Raw genomic sequence first — 19134 nt, forward strand, 5'->3', positions numbered from 1 at the left:
TTTCGCTCAACGCAAGATTGATGTGGAACCTGTCTTTGGGCAGATAAAGGCTTGTTTGGGTTACAAGAGATGTAATCTGAGAGGGAAGCGTCAAGTGAGAATTGACATGGGATTGGTACTTATGGCCAATAACCTCCTAAAATACAATAAGAGAACGACTCAAAATTAAAAAGCTAGAGTTCCGCAATTGGGAAGCTCTAGCTTTTTTTGTGGCTGAGAATTATTTTGTCCCAGGCTCTTCAAAAAGAGGGAACTAGAGAGGTTGGGCGGCAAGTAGCATACTACAATCTTGATATGATTTTAGCGGTGGGCTATCGAGTTCGTTCTTCTCGCGGTGTACAGTTTCGGCACTATGCTTCAACGGTCTTGAAAGACTACCTCATTAAAGGTTTTGCCATGGATGATGAGCGCTTGAAAAATCTTGGTGGAGGCTCTTATTTTAAAGAATTACTGGAACGGATTCGAGATATTCGCTCGAGTGAGAAAGTATTTTATCGCCAAGTGTTAGACTTGTTTGCGACTTCAAGTGATTATGATAGTCAATCGCTAGAAGCCAAGCACTTCTTTGCAACGGTGCAAAACAAAATGCACTATGCTATTCATCATCAAACAGCGAGTGAGTTGGTCTATGGTCGTATAGATAGTGATAAGGAATTTCTAGGACTCACGACCTTTAAGGGAGAACTACCCACTCTAAGAGAAGCTAAAGTCGCTAAAAACTATTTATCAGAAAAAGAGCTCCGCAGCCTTAATCAGCTGGTGTCAGGGTATTTGGACTTTGCAGAAAGACAGGCTGAGCGGAAGCAAATCATGACCATGGCTGACTGGGTGGAGCATGTGGATCGGATTCTCTTAGCGACAGGTGAGGATTTGCTCCCTGGAAATGGCAGTATTTCACAAAAGCAAATGTCTGAAAAGGTAGAAGCAGAATATAAGCGCTATCAAAGCAAAACGCTCAGTCAAGTCGAAAAAGACTATCTAACTGAAATCAAGCAACTAGAAGATTTTGCAAAGAAAGGAGGAGAAGAATGAACCTATTAGAAGAAATCCAGAATGCCCCAGTTGAGTGGAAAGAACTGGGGGAGGTGTGTGAGATAAAGAAAGGAAAACAGTTAAATAAAACTTTGTTAATAGAAGACGGTCTATACCCTGCCTACAATGGAGGAAAAACATATTCTGGACGAACTAACGAATATAATGTGAAAGAAAATACAATAATTATAAGTCAAGGCGGAGCTTCGGCTGGATTTGTAAATTTTGTTGAAACAAAATTCTGGGCAAATGCTCACTGCTATTTTGTTGTTCCAAATAGTGATATTGTATTAAATAGATATTTATACCATTTTTTAAAAATGAACCAGGGATACCTAATGGAATCTCAACATGGTTCAGGAATTCCTGCTTTAAAACAGGATAAAATTTTAAAGATAGAAATCCCAATTCCTGATAAAAAAATCCAAGAAAAAATCGTGCAAACACTTGACAAATTCACCGATTATGTTACAGAATTGACCTCAGAATTGACCTCAGAATTGACCTCAGAATTGACCTTACGCCAAAAGCAATATTCTTATTTCAGAGATTATCTGCTGAACTTTGAGGAAGATTCTTATAAAGTTGAGTGGAAGAGCTTGGGGGAGGTTTGTGAGATTATTCGAGGCAATGGACTTCAGAAAAAAGATTTTGTAGAGGAAGGAATTCCTTGTATTCATTACGGTCAAATTTATACATATTATGGAATGACTACGAGTAGCACTAAATCTTTTGTTAATGAATATACTGCAAAAAAATTAAAAAAAGCAATTTTGGGTGATATTATTGTTGCAACAACTAGTGAAAATATAACTGATGTGGGCAAAACTCTTGTATGGGAAGGTGAACAGGAGGTATGTTTTGGGGGGCACTCTTGTGTTTTGCGAACACAGCAAAACTCTCGCTATTTAAGCTATTTTATGAGTTCATCTTCTTTTCAAAAGCAAAAAGAAAAACAAGTTGTAGGTACTAAAGTCATTGAGCTTTATCCTAAGAATTTAGCGAAAATTTTAGTCCCAATCCCCCCTCTCTCCATCCAAGAAAAAATTGTGCATGTTCTGGATAACTTTGACACGGTTTGTAATGATTTGAATATCGGACTGCCCAAGGAGATTGAGCTGCGTCAAAAACAATACGAATATTTTCGCGATCAGCTCTTGACATACACAGCCGAAGGCGTGTACACTGACAGTACAGTACAGACAAGACCTAATTAGGCTCTTATGGTATGTCTTTGGACCGATAAAGGTAAAACTTGGAGCTATTTCAGAATTATCTCGTGGGAAACGAGTGGTGAAAAATCAATTATCTGAAGGCGGATCTTATCCTGTTTACCAAAATAGCTTAACTCCGTTAGGATTTTATACTGAGTTCAACAGACGTGCAAACCAGTCCATCGTTATTTGTGCAGGTGCAGCAGGTGAGGTGGCATTTATTGGCACAGAGTTTTGGGCTGCGGACGATGTTTATACAATGGATACAGGAGTAGAATTAGTAGATAAATTTCTATATTATGTATTACTTAGTAAACAGTACATTATCAAATCAAAAGTTAGAAAGGCCAGCATTCCTCGTCTTTCAAAAAACTATTTGGAGAATATAGAATTTTATCTCCCATCTCTTGAGGAGCAGCTCCACATAGTCTCTGTCTTAGACAAATTCGATACGCTTACATCAGACTTATCACAAGGGTTACCAAAGGAAATTGCTCTCCGTCAGAAACAGTATGAGTATTTTCGCGATCAGCTTTTAAAATTTAAATCATAAAAACAAGGAGTAATTATGTCAGAAGTAAAGGAAACTGTTCCAATTATTGAATCAAATCATTTTATTGTTTTAGAGAATTATACTAAGGCGGAGCAAGCTGGGAGTTATCAGACAGAGGCAGAGTTAGAAAAAGAGTTGATTGCAGATTTAGAGGCTCAAGGCTACGAATATTTGAATTATCTAAGGACTCACGATGCTTTACTAGCGAATTTACGTGAGCAGATCCAAGGCTTAAACCGTGTGACATTTACAGATGCAGAATGGTTAAGGTTATTAGATGAATATCTGAATAAACCTAGTGAAAATATAATTGAGCGTACGCGTAAACTGCATGATGACCATGTCTATGACTTTATTTTTGATGATGGTCATATCCAAAATATCTACCTACTTGATAAAAAGAATATTGCCCGCAATAAAGTGCAGGTTATCAATCAGTTAAGTCAGGTCGGGAGCAGCCCCAACCGCTACGATGTGACGATTTTAGTGAATGGTTTGCCTCTGGTTCAAATAGAGTTGAAAAAACGTGGTCGTTCTATTCGCGAGGCTTTTAATCAGGTTCATCGCTATAGTAAGGAGAGTTTTAACGAGGCTTCATCTTTATATAAGTATTTGCAAATCTTTATTATTTCTAATGGCACGGATAGTCGCTATTTTGCCAATACTACCAAACGTGATAAAAATTCCTTTGATTTCACCATGAACTGGTCTTTAAAAAACAACGACCCCATTAAGGATTTGAAAGATTTTACTAGAACATTTCTGGATAAAAAGACTTTACTGAATGTTTTAATTAACTACTCAGTCTTTGATACGAGCGATACTCTCTTGATTATGCGCCCTTATCAAATTGCTGCGACAGAGCGGATTATTTGGAAAATAAAAAGTTCTATTAATACTAAACTCAAGAGTGGTCGTGATACGAGTGGTTATATCTGGCATACAACAGGTTCAGGCAAGACTTTGACCAGCTTTAAAGCTGCCCGCCTAGCCACCGAAATGGACGAGGTAGATAAGGTTTTTTTGTCGTTGATAGGAAAGATTTGGACTATCAAACGATGAAAGAATATCAGCGTTTTTCACCTGAATCAGTTAACGGCTCCAACAGTACCGCCGGCTTGATACGAAACATTGAAAAAAATGATCATAAAATTATTGTAACAACCATTCAGAAGCTCAATCATTTTATGAGTAAGGTGAAAGAGCATGAAGTTTACCAAAAGCAGGTTGTATTTATCTTTGATGAGTGTCATAGGTCTCAGTTTGGAGAAGCTCAGAAAAATCTCCGTAAAAGATTTAAAAAATACTGTCAATTCGGTTTTACAGGAACACCAATAAAGGAGAAGAATGCTATTGGTTCAGAGACGACAGCCTCAGTGTTTGGAGAAGAGCTGCATGCTTATGTCTTAACCGATGCTATTCGGGACCAAAAAGTTTTGAAATTCATGGTCGACTATAATGATGTGCGCCCTCAATTCGCAAGTTTTGAAAAAGAGCAGGATCTTGATAAGTTGTCGGCTGCGGAAAACAAAGAAGCCTTTCTCAGCCCTGCCCGGATTTCGGAGATTGCTCGCTATATTTTAAACGTTTTTGATACAAAGACACATAGAAAAAATACTGGAAAGGGTTTTAATGCCATGTTTGCTGTGTCGAGTGTTGATGCAGCAAAAGCCTATTATACAGAATTACGAGAACAACAATCAAATCGCAATAAACCCTTAAAAATAGCAACTATTTTTTCATTCGCTGCTAATGAAGAACAAGCAGCTCTGGGTGAGATTTCAGATGAAGATTTTTCGCCAACCAATATGAAAGATTTAAGCAGCAAGGAATTTTTGAGCCAGTGCATTGCTGACTATAATGATATGTTCGGTACAAATTTTTCCATAAACGGGAAAGAGTTTCAAAACTATTATCGCGACTTGGCAAAGAGAGTTAAGGATAGACAGGTCGATTTACTCATTGTAGTTGGAATGTTTTTGACAGGATTTGATGCTCCTACTTTAAATACCTTGTTTGTTGACAAGAATTTGCGTTATCATGGTCTGATACAAGCCTTTTCGCGAACAAATCGTATTTATGATGCAACTAAATCTTTTGGCAATATCGTTACTTTTCGTGATTTAGAGCAAGCTACAACGGATGCGATTAAACTGTTTGGTAAGTCGGAGACGGCTGAAATTTTATTGGAGCGTCAGTATAGTGACTATATGGAGGGTTATCTAGACGCTGGTGAGGAAAGAAAAGGGTATTTAGCAGTTGTTCAAGAATTGCAAGAAAAATATCCAGAACCGGACAAAATTATTAAAGAAAGCGAAAAGAGAGATTTTGTTCGCTTGTTTGGGGAATTTTTGAAATTAGATAATATTCTACAAAATTATGATGATTTTATGAGATTGCAGGCATTACAGACGGTTGATTTTGATGATGAGGTTGAAATAGCAGAGTTCAAAGAACGTTACTATGTAGATGATGAGACCCTTGAGGAATTATCTAAACTCACGATTCCAACAGCTAGAGAAATTCAGGACTATCGCTCTGTTTACAATGATATTCGCGAGTGGGCTATTAGAGAAAAGCAAAACAAAGAAGACGAAAAATCAGAGATTGATTGGAACGCAGTTACTTTTGAAGTTGAGTTATTGAAATCTCAAGAAATCAATTTAGAGTATATCCTCGGGTTGATTTTTGAGACAAGTAAAAAAGTGTCTGATAAAGATGCTTTGATTGAAGAAATCACTCGAACAATTCGTGCAAGTATCGGCAACCGTGCTAAGGAACCCCTTATTATTGATTTTATCCATCATACCAATCTTGATGAGATTGTTGATCGAACAGATATTATTGAAAAATTCTTTATTTTTGCTCAAAAGAAGCAGAAAAAAGCAGTAGTTGATCTTATTCAAGAAGAAAATTTGAATGAGGAAAGCGCAAAGCGCTATATAGCGACTTCTCTGAAAAGAGAATATGCAAGTGACAATGGGAATGCCTTAAATGAAACTCTACCTAAAATGAGCCCTTTAAACCCCGCTTATCATACCAAGAAAGAAACAGTGTTCAAAAAAATTAGCGAGCTAGTTGAGAAATTCAAGGGTGTCGGTGGAGAATTATAATAAGGTAGGTCGATGCGACCTACCTTTATCTTCTAACTGATTGTGCCATTTTGAAATAGGTGTGGCGTTTGCCCTTGACAGCAATGCTGAGGGCAGTGATGTTTTCTGGGATAGGCATACGTCCGTAACCGCCGTCTCCGATATGATGGAGGTCAAAACCTGCACGCTTGTTGGAAAGGGCGATACTACGAATGGTGTCTTCGTCTGCGCTTTCTTGACTAGTGCCAATACTAGCGAGAGTCAAGCCTCCTAGTTGATGAATAGCTTGTATGGCTTGGTGGGCGAGTTCTTCTGTGACTCCAGGAACTGTTCCAGGTGCAGGAATCAGAACACCATCTGCGCCTTGTTTAATATAATCAGTCAGAGTCTTGATTTGTAGCAAATCTTCCTTGACGCCAGCGCCGTGCATTTTCCCTGCGAAAATTAAGCCACCAAAGTACTCTTTTGCAAGTGGAATGGCTTCAAGAATAGACTGAACGGTGACACCGGTAGCAGGATTTCCAGTCAGGAGGATAAAGTCAACGCCGAGCTTGCGAGCGCGTATCAAACTCTCTGGGTTCAGGCAACGCCCAGCGGGCAGTGAGATTTGCTCTTCTAAGAGTTTTCCCGTCTGGTCAACAGGTTCGAGGTTGATTCCGATGGGACGCCCAGTCAAGCATTTGAGCTCAGCAATGGGATTTTCAGCAGTGAAAGAATGGATCTCCTTGGTAAAGACATCAAATTCGTTTAGAATGATAAGATCTGCTCCAAAAGCTGCCATGACCTCGGCATTGGTGACCCCTTCAAGAAGCGGTGCAGCAGTCACGACAGTTTCTGCGACGATGGTTCGCCCTTCACTGGCTTCAATAGCCTGTTTAAACTCGTCTTTTGTAAACTGCTCAAAATCACTAGGGTAGCAAGAAATAATGCGTTTCATAAAAATCCTTTCGTTGGTAAACGTTTTCTTATATTGTAACATATTCATATTATTTTTAAGAATTTTCCAATCATATTAGTAGGATTTTTTGGAAAAAATATGAGAAAATAGAAAGAAGAAAGAGAGGATAGGAAAATGGCAGAAATATATTTAGCAGGTGGTTGTTTTTGGGGTCTAGAAGAATATTTTTCACGGATTGATGGAGTCCTTGAGACCAGTGTTGGTTATGCTAATGGCAAGGTAGAGACGACTAATTATCAACTCATCAAGGAAACAGACCATGCAGAGACGATTCGAGTCCTTTATGATGCGGAAAAAATCAGTCTGCGTTCGATATTGCTTTATTATTTTAGAGTGATTGATCCCTTGTCAGTCAATCGGCAAGGCAATGATCGTGGACGGCAGTATCGGACAGGGATTTACTACACAAATGAGGTGGATTTGCCGATCATTGAGCAGGTCATGGCAGAGCAGAGTCAGCATTTTGGGCAAACTCTAGCGGTTGAAGTGGAGCCTCTGCGCCACTATGTTCTAGCAGAAGATTATCATCAAGATTATCTCAAGAAAAATCCTAATGGTTACTGTCATATCAATGTTTCGGATGCTGATCAGCCTTTAATTGACCCAGCGGATTTTACAAAGCCGAGCGATGAAGAATTGCAAGTGAGCTTGAGCAAGGAGAGTTATCAAGTGACTCAGAAAAATGCTACAGAAGCCCCTTTTAGCAATGCCTATCATGCTCAATTTGAGTCTGGGATCTATGTAGACATAACTACTGGTGAGCCCCTTTTTGTGGCAGACGATAAGTTTGAGTCGGGTTGTGGCTGGCCGAGTTTCAGCCGTCCCATTGCCAAAGATGTCCTCCAATATCGTCAAGATAACAGTCATGGTATGCGTAGGATTGAAGTGCGGAGTCGTGTAGGAGATGCCCATCTAGGACACGTTTTTGAGGATGGTCCGAAAGAAAGTGGTGGTTTGCGCTACTGTATCAATTCTGCGGCACTGGAATTTATCCCTAAAGACAAAATGGTAGAGCGCGGCTATGGCAATTTATTAGAGCTGGTCTAAATCATCAAAAAATTATTTCAGAAAGGATAACCTGCAATTTTTGTTAAAGGAATTCTGATAACTATAGGCTGTTAAAATGGGAAATTCATCTTACCGGATGAAAAATCAACTTTTATATCTATCTTGAAATAATTAAAACACCTCCTTTTCTAGTCAACTAGATCCAGCGGAGGTGTTTCTTTTTTTGATATATTCCAATTTAGCCTGACGATTTTTCTTTTTAAATAGAGCTTCCGCGCTCATGGCGCTGGATTTATCAGGAAATTCTTCATAATAATAAAGAGTAACAGGGAGGCGAGCACGGGTGTACTTTGCTCCCTTGCCCCTGTTATGAGTAGCAATTCGCCGTTCCAAATCGGTTGTATAGCCAGTATAGAGACTTTCATCGGCACATTTGAGGACGTACATATAATATTTAGTTTCCATAGTATATCTCATGAATCTCTGGAGTGTAAGAACCATCTTCCTTGTGGATAAAGAGTGGCGGTAGAATTTTTAAACCGTCTCTAGAACCGTCTTTAATTCCTTCAATTAGGAGCATATTAGCATCTTTGCCTATTTTGGGGTAAACAAATTGGATTCGCTTAGGAGCGATTTTAAAGGCTTCCATGGTGTCAATAATATCTAAAAAACGATCAGGTCTGTGCACCATGGCGATACGACCGTTAGATTTAAGAACTTGCTGGGAGACACGAAAGATTTCTTCGAGATTGGTTGTAATTTCATGCCGCGCCAAAAGGTAATACTCACTCTTGTTTTTATTAGAAGTTTTGCTATTTTTAAAATAGGGCGGATTGCAGAGAATAAGATCTACCTTACTACCGTGGATGAGTTGAGGCAAGCGTTTGAGATCATCGTGAAGGACATGGACTTGGTGACCGAGCTTGTTTATCTGAACCGAACGTGAGGCCATGTCAGCCAAACGTTCTTGAATCTCAACAGCGAGAATTTTTGCACCTGTGCGCGTGCTAGCAAACAGCCCTACAGCCCCATTTCCAGCACAAAGGTCAATAATGAGACCTTTACTCGGAAGTTTTGGAAAGCGTGAGAGCAAGACGCTATCAACAGAATAGCTGAAAACCTCACGGTTTTGGATAATTTGGACATCGGTCGAAAAGAGTTGATCGAGACGTTCACCGTCTTTTAATAGTGGATGTGTCATGCCTCTATTATAGCACGAAAGCCTTCTTGCGCCTAATGATTTGAGAGAAGAACCAGAAAAAATTATGATAGGATATCAAATGAAAAGATCACCACAAGGGTGACCTTCTTATCTATACTAATTTTTCTTCTGCTTGTCTTTTATAAATCCAAATGCTGGACCAGATGAAGAGAATAGTGAAAATAACCATCAGTCCCAGATAGAGCGGGAGAGTCGTAGCATTGAGCGTGGAAATTTCAATCAATTTTTGTAATACGAGAGCTGAAGCAAAGAAACCACCTACTGACCAAATGATAAGAAAAATTCGCCAAAGGTTGAGTGGCAGACAAGCCCTGATGACAGACAGAAAACTAATAGACCCCAGCAAATAGTAGCTTAGAGTAGAAATGTCGCTTGCTGACCAACCGTGAATCCCACCCCAGATTCGTACGATAAGAACACTTGCTATAATCATGAGTGCGCTTGGGAACGCTCGAATAAAGGATTTCTTGAGGAAGCGTGGCTCCACTGGATTGATATTACGCTCGAAGGTCAAAATAAATGGTGGGAAGCCTTCGACAAATTGGTCAATAAGTGTAATTTGAATAGGGATAAATGGAAAAATCAAGAGCCAATCCGCCTTGAAAAGTAGGACGCTAGCGATACAAATAATCGTCAGAATAAATGAGTAAATCGTCTTAATCAAAAAGATCGGAGCAATCCGCGCAATGTTATTGACAACGCGCCGTCCTTCAAAGAGGATTTCAGGAACGTCATTAAAGTCAGAATTCAGTAAGACGATGTTGGCAATTTGCCGTGTGGCAGGATCACCTTCTGCCATGACAATAGAGCAATCCGCCTCACGCAGTGCAAGGATATCATTGACTCCATCACCGGTCATGGCTGTGGTATGCCCGGCTGCTTTTAGGGTCTGGATCAATAGTTTCTTTTGATGTGGAGAAACTCGACCAAAAATAGCTGTTTTTTCGGTTATCTCAACAAGCTTTTCATCTGTTAGATTGGAACAATCTACATAGTTTTGATAGTCAGCAAAACCTGCTTTAGCTGCAACATTTGAGACGGTCACAGGATTGTCCCCAGAAATGATTTTTAAGTTAATACCTTGCGAACGCAAGTACTCCAAGGTTTCAGATGCACCATCACGGATAGGATCAGTGATTTCAAGGATGGCAAGAGCTACTAAGTCTGTTGGAAGTTTAGGATGTTTATGGTCAAGCTCGGTCTGACTAAGAGCAAGGGCTAGTACACGAGAACCACGCTCTTGCGCTTCAAAAACGACCTCTGGCGTTTTTGCAAGTAAGAAATCTGTTGCGCCCAAATAAACTGTTCCTAGTCCAGAAAGCTCCATGGCTCCCCATTTACGGTCACTTGAAAAAGGCATGACAACACCGGCAGTGTAATTGTGCTCAACTCGGTCATATTTGTGGCGGATAGCCTGAGCTGTAGGGTTTTTATCATCACTATACTGGCTATAGGCTGCAAGGATTTGAGCTAATTGTTCATTGGTAAAAGTAGTGTTGAGTGAAAAAAGTCCATCAACTTTCATCTTGCCTTCAGTGATAGTACCTGTTTTATCCAAGCATAGAGTGTCTACTCGAGCAAGAGTCTCAACTGAATACATTTCCTGTACCAAGACCTTGCGCATGCCGAGTTTGATGACGGCAGTTAAGAGAGAGGTGATGGTTAAAAGTGCAATTCCTTTAGGAAGCATGCCCAAAAGTGCTGTTGAAGAATTGATAACAGAATCCTTGACAGGAAGCATTTTGATAAATAAAGCTTCACAAAACAAAGCAATTCCAAAGGGGATAATAATTTTCCCAGTAAAACCAGCAATTCTATCTAGCGATTTTAGAATTTGAGATTGGATTGGCTTAACTGTTTTGGCTTCCTGCATTAGTTTAGTGGCATAGTTATCAGCACCCACGTGTGTAACTTCAGCAAGGACTTTTCCGCTAGCTAGAAAAGCGCCAGACATTAGCTCGCTTTCAGCTTCTTTCAGTACTAGGTCGCTTTCGCCAGTCAACATAGCTTCATTAGCTTCAGCCACACCTTCAAGAACACGGGCATCAGAAGGAATCTGGTCGCCTGCTGAAAGTTGAATGATGTCACCTAAAACCAAGGCTTCAGGATCAAGTTGCTGGAAGGAGCCGTCACGCAAAACTGCCACTTTTTCCTTAGCGATGAGATTAAGTTTGTCAACCATATGCTTGGCACGAAGTTCCGTGATGATTCCTGTCAGCGCATTAAAACTGATGACCGCAAAAAAGACCATATTGGTCCATGCCTGTACTAAAGCCAGAGCAACGGCAATGACAAAGTTTAGAAAGTTAAATAGGGTAAAGACATTCCGTTTAATGATATCCCAAGTGCTGGTACTCGCATTGGTTTTAAAATTATTCACTTGTCCTTGTGCAATTCGTTCTTTGACCTGACTAGCCGTCAAGCCCTTGTAAGACTTATTTGTATTCATAAGTCTATCCTAACATATTTTCTCAGAAAATACTAACCTCTTCCTTGAAAAAGGACGGTTTGTTGGGTTATAATAAATAAATAACTTGATGAAGTCAAAAAAGAGGAGAAATCATGTTTTACACTTATTTACGTGGTTTGGTAACGGCAGTGCTTTGGGCTCTAAATGGTAATGCCCATTATCACCATACAGAAAAGATTCTTGATCCAGAGGAGAACTATATTTTAGTTGCACCACACCGCACCTGGTGGGATCCAGTTTATATGGCTTATGCGACACGTCCTAAACAGTTTATCTTTATGGCGAAAAAGGAGCTTTTTAATAATCGTATTTTTGGTTGGTGGATTCGTATGTGTGGTGCTTTTCCAATCGATCGTGAAAATCCCGGAGCAGACACTATACGTTATCCAGTCAAACAATTAAAATCTAGTAATCGTTCTTTGGTCATGTTTCCAAGTGGTAGCCGTCATTCTAGCGATGTTAAAGGGGGCGTAGCTGTCATTGCCAAGATGGCTAAGGTACGAATCATGCCGGCAGTTTATCTTGGACCAATGACGCTCAAGGGTTTACTAAAACGTGAACGGATTGATATGAATTTTGGGAATCCGATTGATGTATCTGACATTAAGCGGATGAACGATGAAGGGATTGCTGAAGTTGCACATCGTATCCAAACAGAGTTTGACCGTTTAGATGCTGAGGCAAGCTTGGTTCATACCAATAAAAGACCAAATATCTTGCTCAGCCTTTTAGGTTATCTGTCACTCATTCCGGTCGCAGTCGTTCTTATCTGTACCCTGATTTTTAGCTACTGCGCTAGCTTTGTTTGGGATCCGGATGAACATAGAAAATAGTAGAGGAGCTATTTTACTAGCTCTTTTTTAGTTCGTCAATTGCAAAAAATATTGCGAAGTTTTAAAAGCTTTAAGTTAAAAATGATATAATAGGGAAAATGATGAGAAGGAATGAAGTATGAAAGACAAAATCTATGGTCCTTATGCGGAGTATTTACCGCTGATTTTGGAGGACATCAGCCAGCGGATAAAAGCCGCCAATCAAGCTCAGAAAGAAGAAACGGGGCATAAGCTCTTTGAGCATTTTATTGCGCGGGTCAAGGCGGCCGATAGTATGCTGGAAAAGTGCCAACGCAAGAATTTGGACGAGACGCCTGAGTCCGCTCTCAAAAAAATCCGCGACGCTATCGGCATTCGGATTGTCTGCGGTTTCATTGACGATATTTACCAGACGATTGAGGTCATCCGCGACTTGGAGGGTTGCCGCATTGTGGCGGAAAAAGACTATATCCAAACGGCCAAGCCCAATGGCTACCGCTCCTATCATTTGATTGTTGAGGTGGAGACGCCTTATGAGGATTGTCTGGGCAATCAACCGGGGCATTATTTCGTCGAAATCCAGCTGCGGACGATTGCCATGGATTCTTGGGCTAGCTTGGAACACCAGATGAAATACAAGCATGAAATCAAGGATAGCAAGCGGATTGTGCGAGAATTAAAGCGCTGCGCTGATGAATTGGCTTCTTGCGATGTGACCATGCAGACCATTCGTAATTTGATTCGAGAAAGTGAGTAAACAATGAAAATACTATTAGAAGAAGACGAGGAGCAATTATCTCGCGTCTTGACCGCTGCCATGCAGCACGAAGGCTACGAGGTTGACGCGGTTTATGACGGGCAAGCGGCTGTGGAGCATTCCAAGCAGGCGGCTTACGATGTCATGATTTTGGATATTATGATGCCTGTGAAGACAGGGATTGAAGCCTTGAAAGAAATCCGTCAGTCGGGCAACAAGACCCATATCATCATGCTGACGGCCATGTCAGAAATTGATGACCGCGTGACAGGGTTGGATGCGGGAGCGGACGATTATTTGACCAAGCCTTTCTCGCTCAAGGAACTTCTGGCGCGCCTGCGTTCGATGTCGCGGCGTGTAGAAACTTTCACGCCCAATCTCTTACAGGTCGGGCAGACCAGCCTCAATGTCGGTGAGCACGAGCTGGCTAGCTCTAACTCCATTCGCCTGGCGGGCAAGGAATCCAAAATGATGGAATTTTTAATGCTTAATAATGGTAAAGAATTGTCCACGCAGGAGCTTTTCAGGCATGTCTGGTCGGGCGAGACAGACCAAGAAATTGACGAGGGCTTTGTCTGGATTTATATTTCCTACTTGCGGCAAAAATTAAAAGCCATTTGCGCCGATGTGGAGATTTTGGGCGAGGAAAACGGCAGTTTTCAATTAGTTCAAAGGCAGGTAGACGGCCATGCTACATAAATTAAGAGTTCGTTTTATTCTGATTGCTTCGGCTGCCATTGTCTGCGTCTTAATTTCGATTATTGGTGTGCTCAACTCCGCTCGTTTTTTTCAGACAGACGGCGAAATCAGGGCGGTGCTCAATATCTTGTCCGACAATAATGGGGATTTTCCCAGCGTCAAAGAAACAGCAGAAGTCTTGGGCAATGACCGCATTTCCATTGACACCATTAACCAATACCGCTATTTTAGCGCTATTTTAAATAAAAAGGGCGCCATTCAGTCCCTCAAGCTCAACCACATTTCCAACCTGTCTCAGAGCGCCGCAGAAAAATATGCCAAACGCGTTTTTTCTTACTCAAGGAGGGCTGGCACTTTTAATATCGGCAGTCAATTTTACTCTTATCAAGTCACCAAAATGAGCAATTCTCAAAATTATCTGGTGGTGATTTTGGATTCGACTAATTATGCTGAAGAACGCGATGATTTTTTCACACTGTCTATTCAGATGTCTATTTACAGCCTGATTTTCTTTGTTATCGTGGTTTCTATTATTTCCAGCTATGCTATTCGCCCCTATGTCAATAATTATGAGAAGCAGAAGCGCTTTATCACCAATGCAGGGCACGAGCTCAAGACCCCTCTTGCCATTATTTCTGCTAATACCGAGTTGCAGGAGATGATGACGGGGGAAAACGAATGGACCGAGAGTACCAAGGAGCAGGTCAAGCGTTTGAGCGACTTGATTAACCACTTGGTTAGCCAAGCGCGGCTGGAAGAGCAGCCCAACATCGCTTTGACTGATGTTGACTTTTCTGCCTTGGTTCAAAAAGTCGCTAACGATTTCAAATCGGTGACTGAAAAAGCCGGTAAGGACTATCAGGTCAACATCCAAGAAGGTCTTTATGTCCGAGCTTCTGAAAATGAGCTCTATGAGCTAGTCAGCATCTTGATTGACAACGCCTGCAAGTATTGCGACGAAGGTGGGCAAGTCATGGTGACTGTCACCAAGCGACGGCGGCGCAAGCAAGCGCGTTTGACGGTGTCCAATACCTATGCAGCAGGAAAAGATGTAGATTACAGCCGTTTCTTCGACCGTTTTTACCGCGAGGAAGAATCGCACAACAATCAAAAACAAGCAGGCTACGGCATCGGCCTATCAATGGCTGAAAGTCTGGTACGCCTGTTTAAAGGAAAAATTTCAGTCGCCTACAAAAAGGGCATGATTACTTTCACTGTTTTACTATAAATATTATATATAAGTTTCTTGTTAAAGCTGGATTTTTCCAGCTTTTTTATTTTTCTTTGCGAATAAGTAAGCAAGGAGGAATTTTTATGTTTGAAGAAATATTAGAAAAACTGAAAGAATACAAGCTAGCCTGCGGTCTCATTCTAGTTGGAGCCTTGCTTGGAGGATTTTTCTTACTCAAAGGACAATCAAATCAGGAAAAAGATAGCCTAGAAAATTCTAAGTTGGAACCGCAAGTTGAACTGGTCTCAAAAGAGGAAAAACAATCTGAAAAGGCAAGAACCATCATAGAAGAATCAGATAGTAAATCAGAACCTCTCACAGTTGATGTCAAGGGAGCTGTGAAGACACCGGGTGTCTATGAGTTGGCATCAGGTAGTCGTGTGAGAGATGCTATTCAAAAAGCTGGTGGTTTGGCAGAAAATGCAGATGGGAAATCTATCAATCTAGCACAAAAAGTAGCAGATGAAGCGGTTATCTATGTTGCACACGAAGGTGAAGAAGCGCCTAATGTTACTACTCAGGAAACAAAAACAGAAGCAGGAAAACAAAGTAGCACTGGAAGTGGGAAATCAAACCTTGTCAATCTCAATACCGCTAGTTTGACTGATTTACAGTCTGTATCAGGGATTGGAGCAAAACGAGCCCAGGATATTATTGATTATCGCGAAGCAAATGGGAAATTTTCTTCTGTTGATGACCTCAAAAATGTCAGCGGAATTGGTGCAAAGACACTTGAAAAACTAAAGACCTATGTCACAGTGGATTAATAAGCTTCTCTTGCCATCTTCCTATCTTGCTCTATTACTAGTCGTTCTCTTTTTTACTATTAGAAGTCAGAGCTTGTTGGCAGGGCTATTGCTTTTAATTTTGCTGGTCCAGCTTTTGCTAAGATATTCTAAGGAACAGGTGAAACAGACTTTTTTGGTTCTATTAGCATTTTCTTTATTTTTCTCAGGTCAATCAATACTTGAGCAGCAAAGAGAAAAGTTAGCACCCAACCGGATTAGTCAAATTCGTCTATTGCCGGATACAATTAAGATAAATGGGGATTCCCTATCTTTTAGAGGAAAGTCACAAGGTCGCTTGTATCAAGTCTTTTATAAATTGCCATCGGAAGAAGAGCAGAAGTTCTTTAAAAATCTGACCGAAGTGACAGATTTGAGAATAGAAGCTAGTTTAGAGAAACCAGCTGGCCGTCGGAATTTTTCTGGTTTTGATTATGCAGCCTACCTAAAAACACAAGGAATTGATCAGATAGTCACTATTGAGCGGATTCAGACCAGCCAATCTGTTCAGACCTTTCAGCCGTTTGAGTTGCTATCTAGTTTGCGGCGACGTGCCTTAGTTTGGAGCAAAGAAAAATTTCCGACACCGATGAATAACTATATGACGGGTCTTCTCTTTGGCTCGCTTGATACTGATTTTGAAGAGATGAATGATCTTTATTCGAGTCTGGGTATTATTCATCTCTTTGCACTTTCAGGTATGCAGGTGGGATTTTTTCTTGATACATTTCGCAGGATTTTGTTGCGGCTAGGCTTGAAAAATGAAACGGTTAAACATCTGCTTTTCCCTTTTTCCTTTATTTACGCAGCTTTGACTGGTTTTTCAGTTTCTGTTGTTCGCAGTCTCATTCAGCGTCTGCTTGGGCAAATGGGGGTAGGCGGTAAGGATAATTTTCCATTGACTATTCTGCTTCTATTTATCCTCATGCCCAACTTTCTTTTGACAACGGGCGGTGTCCTGTCTTGTGCTTATGCTTTTCTGCTGGCTATGTTAGATTTTGAAAATCAGTCATCCGTTAAAAAAATTTTACTTGAGTCAGCTACTCTTTCACTGGGTGTTTTGCCGATTTTGCTCTTTTATTTCAGTGAATTTCAACCTTGGTCTGTCATTTTGACTTTTCTTTTTTCATTGCTTTTTGATAGTATAATGCTACCGGGATTGACTTTGGTTTTTCTAATCTCTCCACTCTTTGCTTTTACTCAGCTGAATTCTCTCTTCCTCCTTTTAGAAAGAGGAATTGCTTGGATTGGAAGTATTGCACCAAAACCTCTTATTTTTGGGCAACCAAAGCCCTGGCAATTACTTGCTTTATTAATACTACTCGCTCTAGTTTATGATTTTTGGCAGAAAAAGACTTTACGTGTCATTTTAATAGTAGCTGTAATTTCTCTTTTTGTCCTGATTAAGTATCCTCTTGATAATGAAGTAACGATGTTAGATGTGGGGTCAGGGAAAAGTCTCTTGCTGCGTGATTGGCGAGGGAAAACGATTTTGGTGAATACAGGAGGAAGTAAGCAATTTGAAGTAAAAGAGAAGTGGAAGCAACGTGTGAGAAAGGCAACTGCTGAGAAAACTCTAATTCCCTATCTCAAAAGTCGTGGGGTCAGCCAGATTGACAGTCTGTTACTAACAAATACAGATCCTGACTATATAGGAGATTTTACAAGTGTGCTAAAAGCTTTTGCGGTCAAAGAGATCTATCTACCGATTGCTAGTATGAATAACGAAAATTTTCTGTCTCAAATCCAAAAAAGTGGTGCTAAACTTCACTTTGCTCAGGAGGGTGAAAAGTTTTCGATCATGGGAAGTCAACTAGAACTTTTTACAGAAAAAGATCAGATAAATCTCTATGGCCACTTGCTCCATAAAAATATTCTATTGGCCAGTCGTTTAGAGCAGGAAGATTTACAGGCAATCTCGTACCATTATCCCACACTGAAAACAGATGTTCTTGCAACTTTTAGCTCTGCTAAATTAGACGATCACAAAACCTTGTCTTTTCTTCAGCAGCTTCAAGCCAAGTTGTTTTTCATATCCTCTGATAAAAGTAAATATTCTGATGAACGAGGAGAAGATTCAAATAGGCAAGAAATTTCTTTTTATCAAACAAGTAAAAACGGTGCAATTCGTCTTAGGGGATTATTTAACTGGAAATTAGAAACGGTTAACTAACGATATTTTACTAAAAATGAGAGTTCAGACTTTTGTCTGGCCTCTTTTTTTGTTACAATCAATAGGAAGAAATAGAAAGAGGGATCCTCGTGCTAGCGATTGAAGAAATTGAACAGTTAACTCCTGCCAATCTTTCTCCTTTGACTGTTTTAACAGGGGATGATGTGGGGCAGTTTGAGCTGATGAAGAGTCGTTTTTTAGAGCAAATAGCTTTTGACCCAGCGGATTTAAATTATACTTATTTCGATGTAAAGGAAACAGCTTATCAAGAGCTTGAGTTAGATTTGGTTAGCTTACCGTTTTTTGCGGATGAAAAAATTGTTATTTTGGATCATTTTTCAGATTTGACAACGAGCAAGAAGCGATTTTTGACAGATGAAGAGCTTCAATCGTTTGAATCTTACTTAAAGGCACCACTTGAGACAACAAAATTAGTCATTTTTGCAGAGGGAAAGCTAGATAGCAAACGTCGCCTTGTCAAATTGCTGAAGCGTGATGGACAGATTTTTGAAGCAGCAGTCCTAAAAGAGCAGGATCTACGTTCGTATTTTACTCGCTATATCAAGGAGCAAGGGTTAAACCTTTCTGTACCTGTTTTTGAACAACTCTTGTTAAAATCAGGTTTTCAGTTTGGAGAATTGACAAAAAATATTGCTTTTCTTAAGGACTATAAAGGAAATGCATCCATTGAGTTAGCAGATATTGACCAAGCGATTCCTAAAACTCTTCAGGATAATATCTTTGACTTGACGCAGTTTGTTCTCAAAGGGCAAATTGACGCTGCGCGTGTGCTAGTGCGAGATTTGACTTTGCAAGGAGAAGATGAGGTCAAGCTACTTGCTATTATGTTGGGGCAATTTCGCACCTATGCTCAGGTGAGACTTCTGGCTGATAGTGGGCGAACAGAGCAGCAGATTGTTAGTGATTTATCTGATTTTCTTGGACGAAAGGTCAATCCCTATCAGATAAAATTTGCTTTACGAGATAGTAGAAATCTTTGCCTAGACCAAATTAAGACGGCTATGATGATTCTGATTGAGACGGATTTTCAGATCAAATCAGGAGTCTATGACAAGGATTATTTGCTAGATATGGCACTTTTAAAAATTGCAAGCAAGTAGTAGAAAT

15 protein-coding genes and 2 pseudogenes are annotated in these 19134 nt (G+C 40.3%); 13 read left to right on the plus strand and 4 right to left on the minus strand.

Going from position 1 to position 19134, the window contains the following annotated elements; translation table 11 throughout:
• From A3I3_RS0103030 to A3I3_RS10105, 5 genes and pseudogenes are all read left to right on the plus strand, one after another.
• Nucleotides 1–169: transposase (locus tag A3I3_RS0103030; protein WP_018371264.1), on the plus strand; the 169-nt coding region annotated here is incomplete at its 5' end.
• 68 nt (nt 170–237) lie between these two features.
• Nucleotides 238–1032 (plus strand): annotated as a pseudogene (locus A3I3_RS10100) (virulence RhuM family protein); the annotation flags it as partial.
• On the plus strand, nt 1029–2249 hold the full coding sequence (locus tag A3I3_RS0103040) for a restriction endonuclease subunit S (protein WP_018371266.1): 1221 nt from the start codon (nt 1029–1031) through the stop codon (nt 2247–2249). The pseudogene A3I3_RS10100 and the gene A3I3_RS0103040, both read left to right, overlap by 4 nt.
• Nucleotides 2250–2322: 73 nt before the next feature.
• Nucleotides 2323–2799, plus strand: a complete 477-nt coding sequence (locus tag A3I3_RS0103045; RefSeq protein WP_026129821.1) for a restriction endonuclease subunit S — start codon at nt 2323–2325, stop codon at nt 2797–2799.
• 15 nt (nt 2800–2814) lie between these two features.
• A pseudogene (locus A3I3_RS10105) lies at nt 2815–5912 on the plus strand (type I restriction endonuclease subunit R).
• Between the two features lie 25 nt (nt 5913–5937).
• Here the strand turns inward: A3I3_RS10105 and A3I3_RS0103055 are convergent.
• Nucleotides 5938–6828, minus strand: coding sequence for a DUF7916 family protein (locus A3I3_RS0103055; protein ID WP_018371268.1), 891 nt, complete (start codon nt 6826–6828; stop codon nt 5938–5940).
• Nucleotides 6829–6963: 135 nt separating this feature from the next.
• Here A3I3_RS0103055 and msrB point away from each other — a divergent pair, with 135 nt between their 5' ends.
• Nucleotides 6964–7896, plus strand: coding sequence for a peptide-methionine (R)-S-oxide reductase MsrB (gene msrB, locus A3I3_RS0103060; protein WP_018371269.1), 933 nt, complete (start codon nt 6964–6966; stop codon nt 7894–7896).
• 153 nt (nt 7897–8049) lie between these two features.
• Here msrB and A3I3_RS0103065 read toward each other — a convergent pair whose 3' ends face one another.
• The 3 genes from A3I3_RS0103065 to A3I3_RS0103075 all read right to left on the minus strand — a co-directional run bounded on the left by A3I3_RS0103065 (nt 8050) and on the right by A3I3_RS0103075 (nt 11528).
• Nucleotides 8050–8322, minus strand: coding sequence for a GIY-YIG nuclease family protein (locus A3I3_RS0103065; RefSeq protein ID WP_018371270.1), 273 nt, complete (start codon nt 8320–8322; stop codon nt 8050–8052).
• Nucleotides 8312–9058, minus strand: coding sequence for a tRNA1(Val) (adenine(37)-N6)-methyltransferase (locus A3I3_RS0103070; RefSeq protein ID WP_018371271.1), 747 nt, complete (start codon nt 9056–9058; stop codon nt 8312–8314). Before A3I3_RS0103070 ends, A3I3_RS0103065 begins: the two co-directional genes overlap by 11 nt.
• Nucleotides 9059–9170: 112 nt before the next feature.
• Nucleotides 9171–11528 (minus strand): cation-translocating P-type ATPase, encoded by a 2358-nt coding sequence (locus tag A3I3_RS0103075; protein WP_018371272.1) that lies wholly within the window; start codon nt 11526–11528, stop codon nt 9171–9173.
• A 113-nt stretch (nt 11529–11641) separates the two neighbouring features.
• Here A3I3_RS0103075 and A3I3_RS0103080 point away from each other — a divergent pair, with 113 nt between their 5' ends.
• From A3I3_RS0103080 to holA, 7 genes are all read left to right on the plus strand, one after another.
• Nucleotides 11642–12382 (plus strand): lysophospholipid acyltransferase family protein, encoded by a 741-nt coding sequence (locus tag A3I3_RS0103080; protein WP_018371273.1) that lies wholly within the window; start codon nt 11642–11644, stop codon nt 12380–12382.
• A 118-nt stretch (nt 12383–12500) separates the two neighbouring features.
• Nucleotides 12501–13118 carry a GTP pyrophosphokinase gene (locus tag A3I3_RS0103085; protein WP_018371274.1) on the plus strand — a complete coding sequence of 206 codons (618 nt, stop codon included), beginning with the start codon at nt 12501–12503 and terminating at the stop codon, nt 13116–13118.
• Between the two features lie 3 nt (nt 13119–13121).
• Nucleotides 13122–13817, plus strand: coding sequence for a response regulator transcription factor (locus tag A3I3_RS0103090; protein ID WP_018371275.1), 696 nt, complete (start codon nt 13122–13124; stop codon nt 13815–13817).
• Nucleotides 13807–15045, plus strand: a complete 1239-nt coding sequence (locus tag A3I3_RS0103095) for a sensor histidine kinase (RefSeq protein ID WP_018371276.1) — start codon at nt 13807–13809, stop codon at nt 15043–15045. The genes A3I3_RS0103090 and A3I3_RS0103095 overlap by 11 nt, the downstream gene beginning before the upstream one ends.
• 86 nt (nt 15046–15131) lie before the next feature.
• The gene (locus A3I3_RS0103100) at nt 15132–15815 is read left to right on the plus strand and encodes a helix-hairpin-helix domain-containing protein (protein ID WP_018371277.1); all 684 of its coding nucleotides are present in this window, start codon (nt 15132–15134) and stop codon (nt 15813–15815) included.
• A complete protein-coding gene (locus tag A3I3_RS0103105; RefSeq protein ID WP_018371278.1) occupies nt 15799–18006 on the plus strand; it encodes a ComEC/Rec2 family competence protein in 2208 nt (735 codons plus the stop codon). Before A3I3_RS0103100 ends, A3I3_RS0103105 begins: the two co-directional genes overlap by 17 nt.
• A gap of 89 nt (nt 18007–18095) precedes the next feature.
• Nucleotides 18096–19127: a DNA polymerase III subunit delta gene (holA, locus tag A3I3_RS0103110; RefSeq protein WP_018371279.1), complete on the plus strand. Its 1032-nt coding sequence runs from the start codon at nt 18096–18098 to the stop codon at nt 19125–19127.
• The last annotated feature ends 7 nt before the right edge of the window (nt 19128–19134 follow it).

Source organism: Streptococcus massiliensis DSM 18628 (assembly GCF_000380065.1).
Taxonomy (GTDB): domain Bacteria; phylum Bacillota; class Bacilli; order Lactobacillales; family Streptococcaceae; genus Streptococcus; species Streptococcus massiliensis.

Coding starts and splice junctions, on each gene's coding strand:
- A3I3_RS0103040 (WP_018371266.1), top strand. CDS start 1,029: ATGAACCTATTAGAAGAAATCCAGAATGCCCCAGTTGAGTGGAAAGAA.
- A3I3_RS0103055 (WP_018371268.1), bottom strand. CDS start 6,828: ATGAAACGCATTATTTCTTGCTACCCTAGTGATTTTGAGCAGTTTACA.
- msrB (WP_018371269.1), top strand. CDS start 6,964: ATGGCAGAAATATATTTAGCAGGTGGTTGTTTTTGGGGTCTAGAAGAA.
- A3I3_RS0103065 (WP_018371270.1), bottom strand. CDS start 8,322: ATGGAAACTAAATATTATATGTACGTCCTCAAATGTGCCGATGAAAGT.
- A3I3_RS0103070 (WP_018371271.1), bottom strand. CDS start 9,058: ATGACACATCCACTATTAAAAGACGGTGAACGTCTCGATCAACTCTTT.
- A3I3_RS0103075 (WP_018371272.1), bottom strand. CDS start 11,528: ATGAATACAAATAAGTCTTACAAGGGCTTGACGGCTAGTCAGGTCAAA.
- A3I3_RS0103080 (WP_018371273.1), top strand. CDS start 11,642: ATGTTTTACACTTATTTACGTGGTTTGGTAACGGCAGTGCTTTGGGCT.
- A3I3_RS0103085 (WP_018371274.1), top strand. CDS start 12,501: ATGAAAGACAAAATCTATGGTCCTTATGCGGAGTATTTACCGCTGATT.
- A3I3_RS0103090 (WP_018371275.1), top strand. CDS start 13,122: ATGAAAATACTATTAGAAGAAGACGAGGAGCAATTATCTCGCGTCTTG.
- A3I3_RS0103095 (WP_018371276.1), top strand. CDS start 13,807: ATGCTACATAAATTAAGAGTTCGTTTTATTCTGATTGCTTCGGCTGCC.
- A3I3_RS0103100 (WP_018371277.1), top strand. CDS start 15,132: ATGTTTGAAGAAATATTAGAAAAACTGAAAGAATACAAGCTAGCCTGC.
- A3I3_RS0103105 (WP_018371278.1), top strand. CDS start 15,799: ATGTCACAGTGGATTAATAAGCTTCTCTTGCCATCTTCCTATCTTGCT.